The sequence below is a fragment of the Amycolatopsis sp. NPDC114503 genome (genome assembly GCF_055633655.1).
The window spans coordinates 49,642-70,161 of sequence record NZ_JBVKDT010000002.1; the positions used below are offsets into that span (position 1 = coordinate 49,642).

Annotated in this window: 18 protein-coding genes; 1 reads left to right on the top strand and 17 read right to left on the bottom strand. The window is 69.0% G+C overall.

Annotated features, from left to right (window positions below; genetic code table 11):
- Positions 1 to 170: 170 nt before the first annotated feature.
- From ACZ7OI_RS08410 to ACZ7OI_RS08490, 17 genes are all read right to left on the bottom strand, one after another.
- Positions 171 to 1,313 carry a low temperature requirement protein A gene (locus ACZ7OI_RS08410; RefSeq protein WP_470263511.1) on the bottom strand — a complete coding sequence of 381 codons (1,143 nt, stop codon included), beginning with the start codon at positions 1,311 to 1,313 and terminating at the stop codon, positions 171 to 173.
- Between the two features lie 227 nt (positions 1,314 to 1,540).
- Entirely contained in the window at positions 1,541 to 2,218 is a 678-nt protein-coding gene (locus ACZ7OI_RS08415; RefSeq protein ID WP_470263512.1) for a cysteine hydrolase family protein, read from the bottom strand.
- A gap of 10 nt (positions 2,219 to 2,228) precedes the next feature.
- Positions 2,229 to 3,029: an SDR family NAD(P)-dependent oxidoreductase gene (locus tag ACZ7OI_RS08420; protein WP_470263513.1), complete on the bottom strand. Its 801-nt coding sequence runs from the start codon at positions 3,027 to 3,029 to the stop codon at positions 2,229 to 2,231.
- Positions 3,026 to 5,083: an acetate--CoA ligase family protein gene (locus tag ACZ7OI_RS08425; protein ID WP_470263514.1), complete on the bottom strand. Its 2,058-nt coding sequence runs from the start codon at positions 5,081 to 5,083 to the stop codon at positions 3,026 to 3,028. Before ACZ7OI_RS08425 ends, ACZ7OI_RS08420 begins: the two co-directional genes overlap by 4 nt.
- A 107-nt stretch (positions 5,084 to 5,190) precedes the next feature.
- Complete coding sequence (locus ACZ7OI_RS08430; RefSeq protein ID WP_470263515.1) at positions 5,191 to 6,315, bottom strand: NDMA-dependent alcohol dehydrogenase; 1,125 nt, start codon at positions 6,313 to 6,315, stop codon at positions 5,191 to 5,193.
- A complete protein-coding gene (locus ACZ7OI_RS08435; RefSeq protein ID WP_470263516.1) occupies positions 6,312 to 7,220 on the bottom strand; it encodes an alpha/beta hydrolase in 909 nt (302 codons plus the stop codon). The genes ACZ7OI_RS08430 and ACZ7OI_RS08435 overlap by 4 nt, the downstream gene beginning before the upstream one ends.
- Positions 7,217 to 8,086 carry an MBL fold metallo-hydrolase gene (locus ACZ7OI_RS08440; protein WP_470263517.1) on the bottom strand — a complete coding sequence of 290 codons (870 nt, stop codon included), beginning with the start codon at positions 8,084 to 8,086 and terminating at the stop codon, positions 7,217 to 7,219. The genes ACZ7OI_RS08435 and ACZ7OI_RS08440 overlap by 4 nt, the downstream gene beginning before the upstream one ends.
- A gap of 24 nt (positions 8,087 to 8,110) precedes the next feature.
- On the bottom strand, positions 8,111 to 9,232 hold the full coding sequence (locus ACZ7OI_RS08445; protein WP_470263518.1) for an NDMA-dependent alcohol dehydrogenase: 1,122 nt from the start codon (positions 9,230 to 9,232) through the stop codon (positions 8,111 to 8,113).
- Between the two features lie 359 nt (positions 9,233 to 9,591).
- Positions 9,592 to 10,527 (bottom strand): LysR family transcriptional regulator, encoded by a 936-nt coding sequence (locus tag ACZ7OI_RS08450; protein WP_470263519.1) that lies wholly within the window; start codon positions 10,525 to 10,527, stop codon positions 9,592 to 9,594.
- 12 nt (positions 10,528 to 10,539) lie between these two features.
- Entirely contained in the window at positions 10,540 to 11,898 is a 1,359-nt protein-coding gene (locus ACZ7OI_RS08455) for a phenylacetate--CoA ligase family protein (RefSeq protein WP_470263520.1), read from the bottom strand.
- A 31-nt stretch (positions 11,899 to 11,929) separates the two neighbouring features.
- Positions 11,930 to 13,078 (bottom strand): CaiB/BaiF CoA transferase family protein, encoded by a 1,149-nt coding sequence (locus ACZ7OI_RS08460; protein WP_470263521.1) that lies wholly within the window; start codon positions 13,076 to 13,078, stop codon positions 11,930 to 11,932.
- Complete coding sequence (locus tag ACZ7OI_RS08465) at positions 13,068 to 14,276, bottom strand: CaiB/BaiF CoA transferase family protein (protein ID WP_470263522.1); 1,209 nt, start codon at positions 14,274 to 14,276, stop codon at positions 13,068 to 13,070. The genes ACZ7OI_RS08460 and ACZ7OI_RS08465 overlap by 11 nt, the downstream gene beginning before the upstream one ends.
- A gap of 1 nt (position 14,277) precedes the next feature.
- A complete protein-coding gene (locus tag ACZ7OI_RS08470; RefSeq protein WP_470263523.1) occupies positions 14,278 to 14,685 on the bottom strand; it encodes a Zn-ribbon domain-containing OB-fold protein in 408 nt (135 codons plus the stop codon).
- Complete coding sequence (locus ACZ7OI_RS08475; RefSeq protein WP_470263524.1) at positions 14,685 to 15,911, bottom strand: thiolase family protein; 1,227 nt, start codon at positions 15,909 to 15,911, stop codon at positions 14,685 to 14,687. Before ACZ7OI_RS08475 ends, ACZ7OI_RS08470 begins: the two co-directional genes overlap by 1 nt.
- Positions 15,908 to 16,414, bottom strand: a complete 507-nt coding sequence (locus ACZ7OI_RS08480) for a MaoC family dehydratase (protein WP_470263525.1) — start codon at positions 16,412 to 16,414, stop codon at positions 15,908 to 15,910. The genes ACZ7OI_RS08475 and ACZ7OI_RS08480 overlap by 4 nt, the downstream gene beginning before the upstream one ends.
- Before the next feature lie 32 nt (positions 16,415 to 16,446).
- Positions 16,447 to 17,598 (bottom strand): acyl-CoA dehydrogenase family protein, encoded by a 1,152-nt coding sequence (locus ACZ7OI_RS08485; protein ID WP_470263526.1) that lies wholly within the window; start codon positions 17,596 to 17,598, stop codon positions 16,447 to 16,449.
- 103 nt (positions 17,599 to 17,701) lie between these two features.
- Positions 17,702 to 18,847 carry a CaiB/BaiF CoA transferase family protein gene (locus ACZ7OI_RS08490; protein ID WP_470263527.1) on the bottom strand — a complete coding sequence of 382 codons (1,146 nt, stop codon included), beginning with the start codon at positions 18,845 to 18,847 and terminating at the stop codon, positions 17,702 to 17,704.
- Between the two features lie 176 nt (positions 18,848 to 19,023).
- Between ACZ7OI_RS08490 and ACZ7OI_RS08495 the strand changes: the two genes are divergently transcribed.
- A complete protein-coding gene (locus ACZ7OI_RS08495) occupies positions 19,024 to 20,370 on the top strand; it encodes an MFS transporter (RefSeq protein ID WP_470263528.1) in 1,347 nt (448 codons plus the stop codon).
- Positions 20,371 to 20,520: the final 150 nt, after the last annotated feature.

The following is a 20,520-nucleotide window of genomic DNA, read 5'->3' on the forward strand; positions in this document are numbered from 1 at the left end:
CGCCCCTTCCGCGTGTCCCTCGCGCTCGCGCGCGGAATCAACGCTCCACACGACGTCGCCCGGCAGCGCCTCGACAGGCCTCGGCCCGAATCTGGCCACAATGCCGCGGGCTCGCAGCAGCCAAGTCCTTCGGCGGTCGTCCGCGGATGCTGTCTGTGCATCCGCAGTGGTCAGGCCGAAGCGGCTTCGCCGGTCTCCTCGACGGGCGGTCTCCAGACGAGCACTGCGACAGCGCCGGCGAGGACGACCGCGGCGAGAGCGAACGGCACTGGGATCAGCGGGTCGATCAGCACCAGGAGTCCGGCCAGCGGAATGACTATGTTCACCACTCGGTCAGCGTGGGGCCTGATCGCCAGCGCCCAGATGCCGAGGACGAAGACGGCGAGGGGCACCGTGAAGGCGAACGAGGCCCAAGGCTGGCTCAGTTCGCTGTGGCCCGCCAGCACGTCGATCTCGACCTCGATGCCGGCGGAGAACGCGCCAGCGGCGGCGAAGATGAAGAAGTGCCCATAGCCGTAGGCCAGGGAGCTGATGAAGCTGCTGATCGCGTGGTGGTGCGGCGGCCAGAAGTAGATCCACCACAACGCCGCAGTGGCGATCAGGGTGAGAGCGGCAACCCCGATCAGGGTCCCGAGATCGCCAGTGTCGTGGAGGGCCTCGATGATCGCGTTGGCCGAGCCCAGCAGGCTCTCGCCGAGCAGGATCAGGGTGAACAGCCCGTAGCGCTCGGTGATGTGGTGCGGGTGCCACGGCGTGGAACCGGTGCGTTCGGCGAGGACTGGCACGCTGACCTCGGCCACGATCAGCACGACGAGGGCGATGGCGAACATCGAGTCCGGCAGCAGCAACGAGGCGAGCCACAAAGCTTGGACCACGGTGATGCCAGTGGCGTACACGAGCGTGGCCCGACGTGCGGCGCCGGCCGAGCGGGAGGCGCGCAGCCATTGGGCGACCAGCGCCAGGCGCATGACGACGTAGGCGATGATCAGCACCGAATAGTCGTGCTTCTCGAACGCCGGTGCGATGCCGGAGGCGAGGACGAGCACGCCGCCCATCTGCACGATCGTGAACACCCGATACAGCCAGTCGTCGGTGTCGAAGGACGTCGCGAACCAGGTGAAGTTCATCCAAGCCCACCAGATCCCGAAGAACACGATCCCGTAGTTGAGGATCCCGTCCAGCACATGGCCTTCGGTGAGCGCGTGGTGGAGCTGGACCGCGGCGATGCTCACCGCGACGACGAAGACGAGGTCGAAGAACAGTTCCAAAGTGGAGGCTGCCCGCCCCGCCTCGTGGGGGTCACGGGGGCGCATGGGCACGAGCCGGAGACGGGGCAGAGGTGTCATGTGGCCTGGCTTTCTGCACCTGAGTGCGGCTCAGCGGTCGATACCGGCCCAGGACGATCACTCTCTCGGACGCCCTCGAGAGTGTTACGGCCCAGCGTTCGCGAACTCCGTGACGTCGCGATTATCGACCAGCTCTCGCCGGTGCGCCTGGTCGATCAGTACCTCGAACACCGCGGCCCTCTTCGCAGCGTTCCTCACCCAAACGCAGCTGCAGCCTCGGCTCCGGTGACCGGCTGCGCCAAATATCCCGCGATGAGTTCTTCGGCCGCTGCCTGTTCCGCAGCGGTGCTGGCGGCGGTGCAATCGGTCAGCAAGTACTGCCGGTAGCCGAGGTCGAACCCGGCCGCCGCGGTCAGCAATACGCATCTGTCGGTGACCACGCCCGCGTACAGAACCGTCCGCACACCGAGATTCCGCAGCACGCCGTCCAGGTCGGAACTGCCGAACGCGCCCGAGCCGGACTTCGTGACGGACACGTCGCCAGGCTGGTACAGCCCGGCCAAGGGTTCCGCCTCCCAGCTCCCCTCGCGCGCACCGGCTGCCCGCACGTATTCGCGCAACGCGGGCACGATGTCGCCGTACTCGGCGGCCCGGCTCGCGAACCGGGCGTGCACGACGATCGCGCCCGCGGCCCGCGCCGCGGGCAGGACGCCGGCCAGCGCCGGCCGGACGATCTCCGTGCAGCGGACGATTTTGTAGTCGTCGCGCGACAAGCGGGCGCTGAGGCCCTCGGGATGGGCTTGCCAGTTGACCAGGTCGATCAGAACGACGGCCGTGTGCCGCGGCGCGAAGCCCGCCCATGGGTCGTCCGGGTCGAAAGCGGGCGCGTTGTACCAGCGTCCGCGCAGATCGCCGGGCAGCAGTTCGCGCACAGCACTCTCCTCAGTGGATGGTCAACCCGCCGGTGGGGCTGACCGTCAGGCCGGTGAGATAGCGCGATTCGTCAGAGGCCAGGAAAGCCACCACATCGCCGATGTCCGGTGGCGCCGCGACGCCGAGCGGGCTGCGTTCGAGGATCTTCTCGTACTGCCGCCGGTGCCGGTCGCTCACCGCGCCCTCGCTTTCGAACGCCGCGACCCAGGACGGCGAGTCCCGGACCACGGTCACGCACACGCAGTTCACCCGGATGCGCTCGGCAGCGAGTTCCTTCGCCAGCACTTTGCTGGCCATGATGAGGCCGCCGGAGAAAGCGGCGATGGCGGTCTGCCCCGGCGTCGGCACCCGGCCGCCCTCCGACGTCACGAAGACGACGCTGCCCCCGCCGCGCTCCCGCAGATGAGGCACAGCCGCTTGCACCACGTTCAGCTTCGCCCCGACCGCGGCGCCGACGAAAGCGGTGACACGGTCGAGATCGATCTCCGCGAACGGACCGCGGACCGCGGTGGTGCGGGCCTCGTCGTCATTGCCGCCGGCGCTCGGCACCACGATGTCGAGCCCGCCGAACCGCGCCACCGCTTCCGCCGCCGCGGCCCGCATGTCCACTGTGGACCGCACGTCGCCCGCGACGAAATGGCCGGTGCCGCCTGCCTCGGCGATTTCCGCCAGCACCCGCTGGGCTTTGCCCTCGTCGCGGCCGTTGACGACCACCGACGCGCCGCCCGCGGCGAGCCGGAGCGCCGCGCCCCGGCCGATCCCGCCGGTGCCGCCCGTGACGAGCGCTACCTTTCCGTTCAGCCGGCTCATCGCCGCACCTCCGTCGTGTCCGCCAGGCTGATCGCCTTCAGCAGCCGGGCCGGGTCGTCGAACACCGGGATGCCGGCCTCGCGCAGGACGGCCAGCCCGCGCCGCGCCAGTTCCGCGGCGATCGTCCACGACACCACGACCGGTTTCGGCGAGGCCGCCACCTGTTCGGCGATCTGGCCCGCGATCTGCTCGGCCATCGGGTCGGCGACCGTCGTGATCGAGATCGCGACGGTGTCGACCTCGTCCGAATCGAGCAGGACCTCGAGGGTCTGGCCGAAGATCGCCGGATCGGCGGTCACCCGGCCGGTCACGTCCACCGGGTTCGCGAAGGCCGCGTAGCCGGGAAGGATCGCGGCGAGTTCGGCTTGCAGTTCCGCGCTGAAGGTCGGAACCTCGAAGCCGTACTGGGTGCACAGGTCCGCGGTCATCGAACAGGCCCCGCCCGAAGTGGACACGATCGCGACGCGCGAACCGCGCGGGATGCCGCCGGACGCGTGGTGCACCTGCAACGTGTCCAGCATTTCCGTCATCGAGTCCACTGTGGTCGCACCGCTGCGGTCGAGCAGCGCTTGGTACACCAGGTAGTCGCCGGCGATGCTTCCGGTGTGCGACTGGACCGCCCGTGCACCGGCTTCGGAGCGGCCGGTTTTCAGCACCAGCACTGGCTTTCCCGCCGCGGTCACCTGCTCGATCGCGGCGAGCAGGCCACGGCCGTCGGTGACGCCTTCGAGGATGACCGCGATCGCCTCGGTTCCGTCGTCGGTGGCGAAGTGGCTGAGATAGTCCGCGACCGTGATCGACGCCTGGTTGCCGACGCTGACGTAGCGGCCGATGCCGATTCCGCGTTCCCACGCCTGCGACGCGAGACTCCCGCCGAGCGCACCGCTCTGCGCCACGATCGCGACGCCGCCGTCCGGCGTGTTCATCATGTCCTGCGCCTGGATGAACGAGATCTGGACCTTGCTGCCCGGGCTCATCACCCCGGCCGAGTTCGGGCCGCACAACAGGATCCCGTGCCGTTCAGCGAGTTCGACAAGCTGCTGTTCCAGCCCGTGCTCGCCGGTCTCGGAAAACCCGGAGCTGATCACCACCGCGGCTTTCACGCCGAGGGCGCCGCACTGTTCGAACACCTCCGGGCATCCGGCGGCGGCCACCGCGACGCACGCGAGATCGATCTCGCCGGGTTTCAGGTCGGTCAGGCTCGGCACGGCCGGGAACCCGTCGATCTCCTCGGCTTTCGGGTGCACAGCCACGACGCGGCCCGCGTAACCGTGCTGTTTGAGGTAGCGCAGCACCCGGTTGCCGGGCTGCACGACGCTCGCGCTCGCTCCGATCACGGCGATCGACTTCGGCTCGAACAGCGGATCGAGGTTCCGTACCGGCCGCGTGGCGGGCGGGACGGGGAGCGGCTCTCCTGCCACCGCGATCCGCGCGTCCACGACGATCGGTCCCCGCTCGGTCAGCACGATCGGGTTGAGGTCGGCTTCGACCAGGTCGGGCACTTCCGCCGGGAGCCGCGAGGCCGCGGCGACGACCTCCGCCACCTCGGCGAGGACGTCCGGCGCGCCACGGTAGCCGCCCAGCAGCTTCCCGAGCACGGTGCCGCGCAGCAGATCCGCCGCTTCGGCCGCGGTGACCGGGCAACGTGCGAGCATCCGGTCCGGCAGCAGCTCGACCAGCGATCCGCCCGCGCCGACCACAACGACCGGACCGAACGCCGGATCGCGCTTGAGCCCGGCGAAGACCTCGACCCCGGCGGGTCGCACCATCTCCTGCACCAGGATCTGCCAGCTCGCGAGGCCGAGTTCCCCGGCCAGCTCCCGCAACCGCGCGGCGCCGGAGACCGCGGCGTCGTGCCCCTGTACGTCGAGCAGCACGGCGCCGACGTCCGCCTTGTGCACGAGGTCCGGGCTCATCAGTTTCAAGACGACCGGAACGCCGAACTCGTCCGCGGCGGCGACCGCCTCCGCCGGGGACGCCGCGAGGCGCTCCCGCACGGCGGGAACCCCGGCCGCGGCCAAGGCTTTCGCCACTTCGTCGTAGCCCAGCAGCATTGCCGCCTCCTCGCGGTTCGGTGCGCTTTCCGGTGTTTTCACCGTAATTCTCGAACACCCGTCTATTCAAGTGACGAATTCCGAATCGGTCCTTCGGGAAGTCCGAATCACCGATGCCGGTCCGCGAAACTCACCACGCCGCGCACGTTCAACCCGTCGTGCATATCGGCGTACGCCTCGTTCACCTGCTCGATGTCGTAGGTGCGCGTGATCAATTCCTCGAGCTTAAGCGAACCGTTCCGGTACAGCTCCAGCAGCAGCGGGATCTCCCGGGCCGGGCCGCCCATTCCGTAGAGCGCGCCCTGGATCCGTTTTTCCGACATGGTGAAATCCAGCAGGGGCACCGGGATTCCGGTGAGATCGTGGTTCGCCGCACTCGTCACCACGAGCGTGCCGCCCTTGCGGATCGCGCCGTACGCCTGCGCGAGGTGCTCGACGGCGAGCACGCCGACGCACACGATCGCGGAATCCGCGCCCTGGCCGTTGGTCAGCGAACGAGCCAGCTCGGTCGCCTCGCCGATGTCCGCGAACGCTTCTGTCGCCCCGAGTTCCAGCGCGAGTTTCCGCTTCAGCTCCACCGGGTCGACCGCGATCACCCGCTCCGCCCCGACGTAGCGCGCGCCTTGCACCGCGTTCATCCCGATCCCGCCGGTTCCCATCACGATCACCACGTCGCCGGCGTCGATCCCGGCCGCCCGGACCGCCGATCCCCACCCGGTCGGCACCGCGCAGCCGACGATCGCGGCGACCTCGAACGGGATGTCGCGGCGGATCGGCGTCGCGGACACCTCGGGAATGACCGTCCACTCGGAAAACGTCGAGATGCAGGCGTTCTGCGCGACGCCGAGACCGTCCGCGCGCATGCGGAACGTGCCGTCGAGCTGGGTGCCGACGGTGATCAGCGCACCGTTGTCGCACAGGTTCTGCCGTCCGGCGACGCACATCCGGCAGTGCCCGCACGCCGGGATGAACGAGGTGACGATGTGGTCGCCCGGAACCACCCGGGTGACGCCCGGCCCGACCTCGCGGACGATGCCCGCGCCCTCGTGCCCGCCGCAGGCCGGATAGGAATGGAAGGGGATGTCGCCCTGGGCGAAATGGTCGTCGGAGTGGCACAGCCCGGACGCCATTACCTGGACGAGGACTTCTCCGGCCTTCGGCGGGTCCAGGTCGACCTCGCGCACGTCCCACCTGCCCGGTGCTTCCCACAGCAGTGCGGCGGTCGTCTTCACGAGGCGGCTCCCGGGTAGCAGGTGCGCAGGAAACTCCGGTAGGCGTCGACGATTCCGCTGCTGTGCGACTCGTCCGGGATCAGCTCGGTGCTGACCTCAAGACCGGGCAGCGGGCGCTCGGTCGCCACGTCGAGAAAGCGCAGGAACTCGATCCCCAGATGCCGGTAGAACCGGCTGGGACCCAGCATTTCGTACGCGTTCACGGTCAGGTGCAGGAAAGTTTCCCTCGTCGGAGATTCGGTGTCCGCCAGCAGTTTTTCGTAACGTTCGTAGATGCGGCTGTCCGGGACGACGACCCCGGGACTGCTGGCCCCGAAACGGGTGAACAAGCTCGATCCCGAAGTGAGCGCGAACAACGTGAAAAGCCCGCCGTAGGAATAACCGAAAAGACCCACGTCGTCGGCGCGGAACCGGTATCGAGCGGAGATTTCCCGGTGCAGTTCCGTCTCCAGGAACGCGAGGAAGCTGTCCGCTCGGGCGTTCTTCTGCTGGGCGAAGAACTCGTCGCACAGCGACTCCGGCGCCGCGCCCGACTCGACCCCGAGCCGCCGCCGGATGTGCGCGCGCATGAAGTCCGGCACGCCCTCTCCCGGCGGCACCAGGTCGCGATTGCGCAGCACCAGCTGCCTCGGCGCGTCGGCGGCGACATAACCGACGTTCACCTGCAGATACGGCTCCACCGGCCGCGCCTGCTGCCGATCGGTGATCGCGCCGCGCACGCCTTCGGTGAGCGGCGCGATGAGATTCCCGTCCGTCACATAGACCAGCGGGTACTCCCGGCCGTTTCCCTGGTAGCCGCGCGGGAGGAAAACGCTGACCGCGAACCGCGCCCCGACGGCGGCCGAGTCGATTTCGAAGTACTCGGTCGCCGCGCCCGGGGTGGCCATCGCGGTGCCGGTGGTCATGAGACCCCCTGCGCACTGAGCGTCGTCCAACTCCGCCGCGAATCGGCGCGCAGGACCCGGCCGAACGCCGAACCGGTGAGGTGGCATTGCGCGGCCACCGCGTGCGGATCGCCAGCCAGCTCGCCCATCATCCGGTCGCGGGTCCGTTTGCCTAGTTCGGCGTCCACTTCGAACACGAGCGAAACCTCGTTGTCCGACAGCTGGACCGGGCAGTGCAGAACGTCGCCGAGGATGATCGCGCGCTGCTGTCCCGACGACACGACGAGCGAGCAGTGGCCCGGCGTGTGCCCGGGAGTCGCGACGACCGAAACGCCGGGTGCGATGACCGCGCCGTCGGAAACCGCGTCGGCTCGCCCTTCGAGCGGCCCCAGCACGCCGCCGGGGCCGACCGCCGCCATCGGGTTGTCGCCGAGCGACGACCAGTAGTCGATTTCGCCTTCGCCGACGACGTGGCGGGCGTTGCCGAAGGTGAGCGCGTCGCCCTGCGCGGTCCAGCCGACGTGGTCGATGTGCAGGTGGGTGTAGAAGACCGTGTCGATGTCTTCCGGGGTCAGGCCCTCTTCGCGGAGGCTGGTGAGCAGGCGACCGGAGCGGAACTCGCCGTCCGCAGCGGGGAACGCCACCGTGTGGTCGCCGAAGCCGAGGTCGACGAGGATTTTGCGGTCGCCGGTCCGGATGAGGAAAGTGCCGAGGGAGAGCAGGAGCTTCCCGTCGTCGTCGAAGAGCTCGCGGTGCGCGCTCCACAGTTCCGGCGTCCCTGCCGGGAACAGGGCGGTCTCGGAGACGCTGGCCTCGCCGTCGGGCAGGTAGGTGATGCTGATGTCGCCGACGGAGATCGTCTCGCGCGGCGAAGCGTGTGCGGACATCGTTGTCCTTTCGGTCTTCGGGCGTTAGGAGGAGTGGACGAGGACGCCGCGCAGGTTCCGGCCTGCCTTCATGTCGTCGAAACCGGCGGCGACGTCTTCGAGGGCGTAGCGGGTGGTGACCAGCTCTTCGAGTTTCAGCACGCCTTGGCGGTACATCTCGAGCTGCGCCGGGATGTCCGCGGTCGGCGAACTCGCGCCGAACAGCGAACCCTGCAGGCGCTTCTGGTACAGGACGAGTTCGTGCAGGTTGAAGTCCCCGTCGCGGACGAAGGTCTCGCCCAGCCCGACCGCGACGCACGTGCCCGCCTTGCGGACCGCGGCGAGCCCTTCGCCCAGGTGCTTCCCGGTCACGACGCCGACCGCGACGATCGCCGAATCGACGCCCTGGCCGTTGGTCATCGACCGGGCCAGCTCAGTCGCCTCGGCCATGTCCGCGACCGCGTGCGTCGCACCGAGCTTCAAGGCCGATTCCCGTTTGAACGCAACGGGATCGACCGCGATCACCGCGGCAGCTCCCGCGTGCGCGGCACCCTGGACGGCGTTGATCCCGATCCCGCCGATGCCCATCACGATCACGACGTGCCCAGGCCGCACCGCGGCGGAGTTGACCGCCGCGCCCCATCCGGTGCCGACGCCGCAGCCGGTGAGGCACGCGACGTCGAGCGGGATGTCCGGGTCGATCTTGATCACCGACGCGGTGGAGACGGTGGTGTGCTCGCAGAACGTCGACAGCCCGGCCATCTGCCCGACCGGCTGACCGTCGAGCGACAGCCGGAACGACTGCGGGTCCTCCGGCCGCGCGCCGGTGCCGAGCGAGGCACCGAGGTCGCAGAGGTTCTGCAGGCCGCGAGCGCAGAACCGGCACCGGCCGCAGACCGGCAGGAACGAGAACACGACGTGGTCGCCCTCGGCGAAGCCCGGCGTACCGGGCCCGACCGCCTCGACGATCCCGGACCCCTCGTGCCCGCCGGCGAACGGCAGGATCGGCGGGGTCTGGTCGCCGGTGGCGAAGTGGTCGTCGGAGTGGCACAGGCCGCTCGCGGCCATCTGGACGCGGACTTCGCCGGGCCGCGGGTCCTCGACCTCCAGTTCGACCACCTCGTACTGGCCGGGAGTTTCCCGCAGCACCGCGCCGCGGGTCAGCACGCGACCACCGTGCCCGGATGTGCGCCCATAGGCTTCGGCCTCCTTTGCGGACAGCGCGGAAAAGCGCTGGTGAAAAGTGCGAAATGTGACGCAGGAGATTTCCCGCCGCACGTTCGATGTTAGGCAGATCACGCCCGTGGGATCAATTCGGAATACCCGAAGCAGCACTTCGGTAGCGGGAAAGCGGTCGTGCGCGGCGATCGCCGCGCACGAGGTTTCTCAGCAGCGGCGCGGGGGTGGCGGGCCGCGCGGTTGCGTTGCCCGCCAAGGCAAAGCGGAGCACCCGCCGGAACGAGTTGAGGTCTGTGAAGGGGGCCCCTTGAGGGAATCTGATTCCCTCAAGGGGCCCTTCACGGACCTCAGTCGGCCACCGGGGGTTCGTCGACGGGCCGGTCCAGCAGCTGTTCGATCAGCGCCCGGCACGCGGCAGCCGGACGGCGGCCCGCCGCGGTCGCGAGGTGGATCTTCCGCTCGGCCCACGGTTCGGCGAGTTCGACGACCGCCACCCGCTCCAGGAATTCGCGGGTCACCATGCACTCCGGCTGCGCCGCGATGCCAAGGCCTGCCTGCACCAGGCTCAGCGCGACCTCCCCGCTGCGCACGCTGAACGCCGGTTCGAACTCCTCGCCGAGGCGCCGCGCCGCGGCTCGGAACGCACCCGACATCGGGCCGACCGCGATCAGCGGCTCCGGCAGCAGTTCCTCGAACGTCACGCTCAGCCGATCCGCGAGCCGGTGGCCGCGCGGCAGCGCCACCACGATCCGGTCGCGGCGGTACGGCGTCACGTCCACTCCGGTGAGATCGAGTTCGTGCGCTGCGGCGAACACGCCGAGGTCCGCCTCACCGCGGGCGACCTCCTGCAGGATTTCCCGGTTTTCGATTTCGTGGACGATTATCCGGACCTGCTGGTACTGCCGGGAGAATTCACCGAGTTCCCGGGCAAGAAACGGCGCGAAGATCGACCGCGCCGAAGCGATCGTCAGATCGCCCTGCATTCCCTCGCTGAACGCCGCGATTTCCGACCGGATGTCCTCCAGGCTGCCGAAGATCTTCCGCACGTGCCGCGCCAGCACCGCGCCCGCGGGCGTGGGCACCACGCCGCGCGGGCCGCGGTCCAGCAGTTCGATGCCGGCGATGGCCTCCAGGTCGTGGATGCGTTTCGTCGCCGTCGACGCCGAGACGTTCTCCCGGATCGCGGCCAGCCCGATCTGCTTCTCCTCGACCGCGGACAGGAACAACCGCAGGGTCAGGAGGTCGACCTGCCGGATCAGGTGCAGCCTGTTGAACGCGCTCACGCTTTACCTCTATCACGCGGTCTGCGCGGGCACCCGTTCGACGAGGTTGACTTTCACGTGGTCGGGGCGCTTCAAGGAGCCGTCCGGGACCAGCGTGACGGCGGTTTTCACGTTCAGCGCGGACCGGATCCGGCTCTCCAGGGACGCTCGGAGTTCATCCTGTTTCTCCGACGGAAGGCCCGCCGCGTGTTCGACCACGAGCGGCAGCGGCTCCTGGGTGGAATGCCCCTCGAAGTCCGCGCGGATCCGCATCTCCCCCGTGGTGACCGGAGCCAGCTCCGCTACCAGCTGTTTGATCGCCGAGGGGAACACGTTGATCCCGCGCACGATCAGCATGTCGTCGGTCCGGCCGATGCAGCGCACCGTGTACCCGGTCCGCCCGCAAGCGCAGTCCGTGCCGGTCACCACGACGTGGTCCCGGGTGCGGAAGCGCACCAGCGGCGACGCCTGCCGCCGCAGCGCGGTGTACACCAGCTCACCCTGCGCGCCCTCGACCGGAGCGATCTGCTCCCCGGTGTCGGGGTTGATCAGCTCTGCGACCATCAGGTCCGGCGACAGGAAATGCATCCCGTTCGCGGCCTCGCATTCACCCCAATAGGTGCACGCGATGTCGGTCCCGCCGAGCATCTCCCGCGAAGTCGCGCCCCACAGTGCTTCGAGCTTCTCCCGCACCGCGGGCAGCCCGCCGCCGGGTTCGCCGCCGACGCTGATCGCGCGAACTCCCAGCTCGCGGGCGTCCAGGCCGACGATCGACGGGGCCTGTTCGGCGAGGTACGACAGAAAATAGGGCGTCCCGATGAGGGCGTTCGGCCGCTGGTCCGCCTGCACGCGCAGCAATCGCTCCGCCCCGGCCTCGGCGCCGATCGGGATGTCGACGATCCCCATGTGCTGCAGGATCTGCACCACCGGCAGCCCGCCGACGAACCCCTTGCTCATCCCGAACGCGTGCAGCAGCCGGTCGCCCGGCCGGAACCCGTTCGCGTACAGCGCCCGCGCGCCCAGCTCGCACCACGTTTCGATGTCGCTGCGGGTCAGCCCGACATACGAGGGGCTGCCCGTGGTCCCCGAGGAGGCCTGGATCTGGACGATTTCGTCCGGGCTCGCCGCCACGTGCGCGCCCAGCGGCGGCGCGGCAGCCAGGCTCTCGCGCAGCTCCTGCTTCTCCGTGAACGGCAGCCGGACCAGGTCCTCCACCGTCCGGACCGCAGCCGGATCCACTCCCGCAGCAGCGAACTTCTCCCGGTAGAACTCGCTCCGCGCGCCCACATACGCCAGCTGCTCCCGCAGCCGCGCTTCTTGCACGACCCTGGCCTCGTCCGCCGAGGCGGACTCGATCGCGCTCCACTGCTTTTCCGAATACGGCGCAGCCATGACACTTTCCACTTCTGTCCTGGGACGGGGTTCAGGCCCGGGTCGGCAGCACCGAGCCGAGCAGGTCGTTGTCCGCGCCGGTCGGGCGGACCGGGTGCAGCGGAGGCGGACGCTGGCCGTCGAACGACAGCGGCAGCCCGACGACGCCGATCTCGTCCTCGTCGACCGTGCCGATGATGCCGAGTTCGCGGGTCTGCTCGTGGCCGACCAGCTCCGGCGTCGTCTGCACCGGCGCGCACGGGATCCCGGCCGCCTCCAGCCGTTCCTGCCACTGCGCGCGGGTTCCGGTCGCGATCCGCTCGCCGATCAGCCGGTCGATCTCGGCGCGATTGTCCAGCCGTGCGGCGTTCCCGGCGAACCGCGGGTCGGCCGCCCATTCCGGATGGCCGAGCGCCTCGGACAGCCGGGCGAACAGCGCGTCATTGGCGCAGCTGACGATCAACGCGCCGTCCGAGGCCGCGAACGCGCGGTGCGGGACGATGAACGCCACGCCGGAACCGTGCCTGCCGCCGGGATGCCCGTCGGCCTGGTATCCGGCGATGCCGACGGAGTTCCACGCGATCGCCGTCTCCAGCAGCGACGCGTCCACCGCCGCCCCGGTGTGCTTCACATGCCGCCGGTTCAGCGCCGCGAGGACGCCGATCACCGCCCACATCCCGGTTCCGAAGTCCACAATGGACACCCCGGCGCGCACCGGGCCGCCGTCGGCTTCGCCGGTGATGTCCATGATTCCGGCGAACGCCTGCATCAGCGGGTCGTAGCCGGGCAGCTCGCGCAGCGGGCCTGCCTTGCCGAACGCGCCGATCTCGCAGTGCACCAGCTCCGGTTTGGTGACCCGCAGGTTCTCCGCGTCGAGGCCGTACTTCGCCGCATTGCCCGGCCGCAGGTTGTGCAGGAACACGTCGGCCCGCTCGGCGATGAGCCGGTGCAGCGTCGCCAGCTGCTCGCGGTCCTTGATGTCCAGGCTGAGGTAGCGGCGGCCGCGGTTGAGCGCGTGGAACGCCGCTCCGTCGCCCTTCCACTCGCTCGGCCCCCAGCTGCGCGCGGAGTCGCCGGTCGGCCGCTCGACTTTCCACACCTCGGCGCCGAGTTCGGCGAGGATCTTGCCGGCGAACGGCGCGGACGCGCTGTCGCTCAGCTCCACCACGACGATCCCCGTCAGGGGCAGTTCACGCGTCATCGCGCACTCCCGTCCCGGCCGCGCCCGAGGCAACCAGCGCGCCGATCTCGTTCTCGCCGAACCCGAACTCCCCCAGCAGCTCCGCCGAATGCTCGCCGAGCCGGGGCGCGGGGTACCGCAGCTCGGGAGCGCTTTCGCTCCACTGCTGCGGGATGCCGATGGTGCGCAGCCGTCCCTCCGAAGGATGGTCCTGCTCCGCGAAAAACCCGATCTCCTCCATGTGCGGATCGCTCAGCAGCGTCTCCGGCGTGTTCATCCGGATCGCCGGGATGTCGGCCTCGCCGAGCAGCTTCAGCCAGTCCGCGGTGGCTCGGGTGGCGAACACCTCGGCCAGGAACGCGTACAGCTCGCCGATGTGCTCGGTCCGGCCGTCGATGCTGGCGAATCGCGGGTCCTCGCCGAGATCCGCCCGCCCGACCGCGGCGAAGAACCGCTGCCAGTGCCGGGTGGTGTAGATGTTGACGCCGAGGTAGCCGTCGAGGGTCCGGTACGGGCGGCGGTCGGAGTTCATCATCCGCGCGTAGCCCCAGTCCCCGATCGGCGGCACGAAGGTGTGCCCGTAGAGGTGGTCGCCCATGGCGAAGTGCGCGAACGTCTCGAACATCGGCACCTGCACCTCCTGGCCGCGCCCGCTGCGTTCCCGCCGGTACAACGCCGCCGTCACCGCCGAGGACGTCGCCATGCCGACCACCCGGTCCGCGATCGCGGTGGCCACGTACGCCGGCTCTCCGGCGCCCCGGCTCTGCAGCACCGGCATTCCGACCGCGGCCTGGATCAGGTCGTCGTAGGCCGGTTGGCTCGCGTACGGGCCGTTCTGGCCGAAGCCGAAGCAACCGCAGTACACCAAGCGCGGATTGACTTCCCGCAGGTCCGCATAGGACAGACCGAGCCGCCGCATCGCCGCCGGGCGAAGGCTGTAGAGCAGCACGTCCGCCGACCGCGTCATCCGCAGCAGCGCGTCCCGCCCGTCCGGATGCTTCAGGTCGAGGACGAGACTGCGCTTGTTCCGGTTCAGGTGCAGGAAGATCGCCGCCATCCCGGGACTGCGCCGCGGCCCGACGCCGCGGGTGGTGTCCCCTTCCGGGGGCTCCACCTTCGCGACGTCGGCACCGAGGTCCGCGAGCAGCAGGGACGCGTACGGACCCATGAAGTTCGAGGTCAGGTCCAGGATCCGCACTCCGTCGAGCGGTCCGGCCATGTCATCCCTCCGCGGCCGGGGCGAACACCGGGAGCGTCTGCTCCCCGCGCCGCACGAACCGGACCTCGACCGGCATGCCGATCTCGATCGCGTCCGGTTCCGCCTCGATCTGCGTGAACAGCTGATAACCCTCCGCCAGTTCGACGAATCCGACGGTGTAGGGCACAATCGAGGCCCACGTCGGCGTCGGCCCGCGCATGATCGTGCTGTAGGACCACACAGTGCCGCGGCCCCGCGACTGTTCCCAGGCCAGCGATCGCGCCGAGCAGTACGGACAGTACGAATGCGCGGGCCATACGACTTCGCCGCACGAACCGCAGCGCTGGTAGGTGAGCCGCTCCTCGTCGAGCGCCGCCCAGTACGGTTCGGCGTCCGGCAGCCGGTACGGTTGCGGCCAGTCCTCGTTCATCACGGCCTCCCAGCTTCGTTGCCGGACAACACCATCACGCCCGCCGCGGCGAGCATCCCGCCCGCACCCTGCACCAGCACCGTGCGCGGCTTCCGCATCGGCGCCAGCCCCAGAGCGGTCCCGCGCAACTGCCGGACAGCCTCGACCAGACTGTCCATGTTGCACGAGATGCCCGGCTGCCCGAAAGACAGCCAGCCGCCGTTGGTATCGGTCGGCAGGTCGCCGTCCGGGCCGGTGCGGCCTTCGCGGTACACGTCGATGCCGTGACCTTTCTTCGCGAACCCCAGGTCTTCGAGGATGATCGGGCCCATGTGCGCGAAGTTGACCGACAGCTGCAGCATGTCCACATCGGACGGGGTGAGCCCGGATCGGGTGAACGCCTGGCGGGCGGCCTCGACAGTCGCGGTGTGCGTGAGGTTCGGGAACTCGCCCAGTCCGGCGAACCGGCCTGACCGCATGTTCATCCGGTCGGTGAGGTACTCGTGCGTGGTCGCCGAACCGTAGCCGCGCACCCAGACCGGGTCGCGCGCTTCCTTCGCGCGCTCGGGCGAGGTCACCACGAGCGCGCCGCCGGTGCCGCCGCCCCAGGTGGAGCACATCCACCGGCGCAGCGGGGTGGCCACGTACGGCGAAGACAGCACCTTCTCTCGGTCGATTTCGCCGTGTTTCCGCTTGGCCGCGTGCGGATGCTGCGCGCCCCACCGCTGGTTGGCGATGGCGACGTCGGCGAGGTCTTCCTCGGTGAGCCCGTATTCGTGGAAGTAGCGGCACGCGGCCTGTCCGTACAGAGACGGGATGGTCGGGCCGTACGGCACTTCGTACTGCGGGTCCGAATCGGCCTCCGAACCCATCGCCACCGCGTCCACGAACAGCTCGGTCGCGTCGCTCTGCACGCACAGCACGTACTCCGCCGCGCCCGCCGCGATCATCTGCGAAGCCACCGCGATGGTCGACGTCAGCCCGGCACCGTGCAGGGTGATTTCGCTGTTCAGCGTCACCGGCATCTGCAGGTGCGAGATGAAGATGTTGCTCCACTGGGACCGCTTGTCCGCCCATGGCGAGCGCCCGGTGAACACCGCGTCGACCTGGTGCTTGCCGATTCCCGCGTCGGCCAGCGCGGCCATCGTCGCCTCGGTGGCCAGTTGCAGGGGGTCTTTCCGGTCGGCCTTCGACGCGTACGCGTCGCCCATCCCGACGATCGCGGCGACCGGTTCGCCGGCGCTCACTTCCGCTCCGGCTGCTTCTCCGTGGGCAGCGACGACGCGAGCAGTGCTTCGAGGTCTTCCCGGCGGCGCAGCATCAGCAGGCTCCACTCGCTGCGCTGCACGACGTAGCCGTCCTGGTTGAGCGCCTTCATCAGGAACGTGGTGACGCCGTACTTGTCGTCCTTTTCCTTCTTCGCGGTCACCTCGGCGGTCACATAGATCGTGTCGTCGATCGCGACCGGCTTGAGGTAGCGGAGGTTGTCGATCCCGTAGTTCGCCTGGATCGACGGGCCGAACTGGATCAGCCCGGTCATGATCGAGTACGTCAGCGAGCCCTGCACCAGCCGCTTCCCGAACCGGGTCTGCTCGGCGTAGTGCTTGTTGGAGTGGATCTCGATCCAGTTGCCGGTGAGCGCGCAGTAGTTGACGACGTCGGCCTCGGTGATCGTCCGCCCGCCGGTGCGGAAGGTCTGGCCGACCTCCAGCTCGTCGTAGGGCATGTCGATGCGGTTGTTGATCCCCATTGATCTTCTCTCCTCGGGAAACGCGGACGGGTTCAGGCGGGCAGGCGCATCGACTTGGCGATGATCGTGCGCTGGATCTGCGAGGTGCCGCCGCCGATCGTCGACTGGATGCTTTCGCGCAGGTAGCGCTCCATGTCGCCCTCGGGCAGGTTCGCGTAGCCGCCCAGGATCTGCATGCCGTCGAGCGCGCACTGCTTGAGGGTTTCCGAGCCGTACAGCTTGGCCATCGACGTCTCGCGGGCGGCCGGCAGGTTGTCCGCCTTCATCTGCGCCGCGCGGTAGCAGAGCAGCCGGGCGGCGTCAACGCGCGTCTGGTTCTCCGCCAGCATGTGCTTGAGCACCTGGAAATCGCGGATCGGCTTGCCGAACTGGGTGCGCTGGTGGGCGTACCGGTTGGCGTTGTGCACCGCTTCCTGCGCGTTGCCGACGTAGGCCGCGGCGACCGCGCAGCGTTCCAGCTCGAGGTGTTCGGTGATGATCTTCCAGCCCTGGCCGACCTCGCCGAGCAGCGCGTCCGCGGGCACCCGGACCTCGTCGAGGAAGATCTCGGTCGTGCCGGTGGCGTGCCGGGACAGCGTCGGCAGCTTGCGGATGTCCAGGCCCGGGGTGTCGTTCGGGATCAGCAGCACGGACAGGCCGTTGTGCTTGTCGTTCTTGTCGGTGCGGACCAGCATCGCGATGACGGTGTCCTTCGCCGCCGCGCCGCTGCACCACAGCTTCGAGCCGCTGACGATCCAGTCGCCGTTCTCGTCTTGGCGCGCGTGGGTCTTCGTGTTGGCCGCGTCCGAACCGGCGTCCGGCTCGGAAATCGACACGGAGAACCGGATCTCGCCGTCGATGAACGGCTTGACGTAGCGCGCCTTCTGCTCCGCGGTGCCGTACTTGATGATGTTCATCGCGGTGAACGTGGGCACCAGCACCGAGCAGGCGAAGTCGAAGCCGAACTTGCCGAGACCTTCGGCCATCAGGGAGTAGTCGAAGATGTCCCCGCCGGAGCCGCCCTCGGACTCCGGGATCAGGATGCCGAGCCAGCCCTGCTTCGCGATCTTGGCATACGCCTCGTACGGATACTGCCGTTCGTAATCGCAATTGCGCACATATTCGACGGTGACCTCGTTGTCCATGAATTCATTGACTGTTTTCAGCCACTCGGACTGCGCCTCATCCAGGAAATTCGCGCACATTTTCTCGTACTCCCATCGCGGTTTCCATCAGATTAATGCGAGCGGCCATCAAAGCCAATTGACGATTCCCGAAGGCGGGATTCGGGTTTTCCGAATCCGCTGCTCAGCAGGCGAGCAGGGCCGCGGCCTCTTCGGCGGAGAAGCCCCAGTCGGCCAGCGCTTCCTCCGCGTGCTCCCCCGGCGCGGCGGGAGGCCGCTGAATCGCTCCCGGAGTACGGCTGAACCGCGGTGCCGGTGCGGGCTGCACGACGCCGTCCACCTCGACGAACGTGCCGCGCGCCAGCAGGTGCGGATGCTGCGGAGCCTCGGCCATGGACAGCACCGGCGCGAGGCAGACGTCCTGCCCCTCGGCGAGCGCGCACCACTCGTCGCGGGTCCGGGTGCGGAACACTTCGGCGAAGCGCTTCTTCGTGTCCGGCCAGTGCTGGCGGTCGTGTTGGCCGGGCAGCTCGTCCTCGGCGAGGCCGAGCATCCGCAGGGTGTTGCGCCAGAAGCGGGTCTCGTTCGCGGCGAGGCTGATCCAGCCGCCGTCCTTGGTCTCGTAGACCTGGTACCAGGGCGCGCCGGAATCGAGCCGGTTCGTGCCGCGTTCGTCGGTCCAGTAGCCCGCCGCGCGGAAACCGTAGAAGGCGGTCATGAGCGACGCCGACCCGTCGACCATTGCCGCGTCCACCACCTGCCCCTGGCCGGACCTGCGGCTTTCCAGCAGCGCGGACACCACGCCGAGAGCCAGATACAGAGAGCCGCCGCCGAAGTCGCCGGCCAGATTCAGCGGGATGACCGGCGGACCTCCCGCCTCGCCGATCGAGTGCACGACGCCGGTCAGCGACACGTAGTTGACGTCGTGGCCTGCGGCCTTGGCCAGCGGCCCGCCCTGACCCCAGCCGGTCATCCGGCCGTACACCAGGGCCGGATTCGCGGCCAAGCAGTCGTCCGGCCCGAGTCCCAGCTTCTCCGCGACGCCGGGACGGAACCCCTCGACCAGCGCGTCAGCTTGTTCGACCATCCGCAGCACGGCGGCGACCGCGGCCGGGGTCTTGAGGTCCAGCGGCACACCGCGGCGTCCGCGATTCATCAGCTCGAAGCGCGGTTCGATCGGCGCGCCGCCGTCGTAGCCGGGCGGGCGCTCGATCCGCAGCACCTCGGCACCGAGGTCGGCCAGCAGCATGCAGGCGAACGGCGTCGGCCCGACCCCGCCGAGCTCGACGATCCGTACCCCGCCCAGCGGTCCGGAATGCGTGTCTTCCATCCTCGCGACGCTACGCGCGCGGGGGGCGGAAACCTATTTCGCAAACCCGAAGCAGCACTTCGGGAACTCCGAATTGATTGTCCCGAACGGCCTGCTTAGGCTACGGCGACCCCGCTCGGGGCTTTATTCCGACCACATTCCCGGTCCGCCGCACCCCATTCGGAGAGGGGCGTTCAATGACGACGCCGAAATCCCCGTCCGCACCGGAACCCGCCGCCCGCGCCAGGTCCGGCCGCCGCGCCGTCGTGGCGAGCATGGTCGGCACCACCGTCGAGTACTACGACTTCCTGGTCTACGGGGTCGCCGCCTCGCTGGTCTTCGGAAAACTGTTCTTCCCGCAGGTCGACCCCGCAGCCGGGGTCCTGCTGTCGCTGTCCACCTTCGCGATCGCCTTCGTCATGCGCCCGATCGGCGCGGCGGTCTTCGGCAACCTGGGCGACCGCGTCGGCCGCAAACGCGTGCTGTTCCTGACCATGATGCTCATGGGCGTGGGGACCTTCGCGATCGGCCTGCTGCCGACCTACCACACGATCGGCATCGCCGCGCCGATCCTGCTCGTCCTCTGCCGGTTGATCCAAGGCCTCGCCCTCGGCGGCGAACAGGCCGGCGGTTTCGTGATGAGCGTGGAAAGCTCGGCCGACAAACGCCGCGGCCTGGCCGGCGCGTTCGTCAACTCCGGCGCGGGCTGGGGCCTGCTGCTGGCGAACCTGCTCTTCCTGGTGCTGAACGAACTCCCCGGCGACGCCTTCCTCACCTGGGGCTGGCGCATCCCGTTCCTGCTGAGCGCGGTGCTGGTGCTGGTCGGCCTGTACATCCGGGTCAAGCTCGACGAAAGCCCCGAGTTCGTCCGCGTGGAAAACGCCCAAGCGGTCAAGCGCGTCCCGCTCGCGGACGCGATCAGGCGCGGCTGGCGTCCGATGATCCTGGTGATGCTGTGCTGCCTCGGCACGCACGTCAATTTCTATGTGGTGACGGTGTATTCGCTGACCTACGGCACCTCGGTGCTGCACCAGCCGAAAACCACCCTGCTGTCGATGCTGCTGATCGTGACTGCGATGTACATGGTCACCACGCCGCTGTTCGGTTTGCTGGCGGACCGGTTCGGTCGCAAGCAGGTGTTCGTCGTGTCGGCGATCGCCCTGGTGCTGACGCCGTTCGCGTTTTACCCGCTGCTGGGCAGCGGCAGCTACCTGCCGATGGTGGCCGGTTTCGTGCTGCTGTTCATGGCGGTCAGCGCGAACTCCGCCGCGGAGCCGACGTTCTTCGCGCTGTCTTTCCCGCCGTCGATCCGCTACAGCGGGCTGGCCGTGTCCTATGGCCTGGGCGCGGTCATCGGCGGCTCGTTCGCCCCGCTGATCTCGGCGGGGCTGTTCAAATCGAGCGGAAGCTGGACGACTGTCGCGATCTACAACGGCGGTGCCGCACTGATTTCCGTTGTGGCTGGGTTGTTGCTGCGGGAACTCCCCCGGCTGAGCACGAAAACTGCACCGGCTCAGTCCGGCTCCGCTCCGCAGGCCGTCTGACTGTCCGAGAAGCTGGACAGTCCGGCTTCCTCGACCGCCCTAGGTTTGCCATTGCGGGCAATTCTCTTCTGGCGGAAGGAAACGAGCGATGTTGACGGACAACGGTCAGCAGGCAGGACCTGAACACACCTTCTCCGTCCGGTCCGGCCG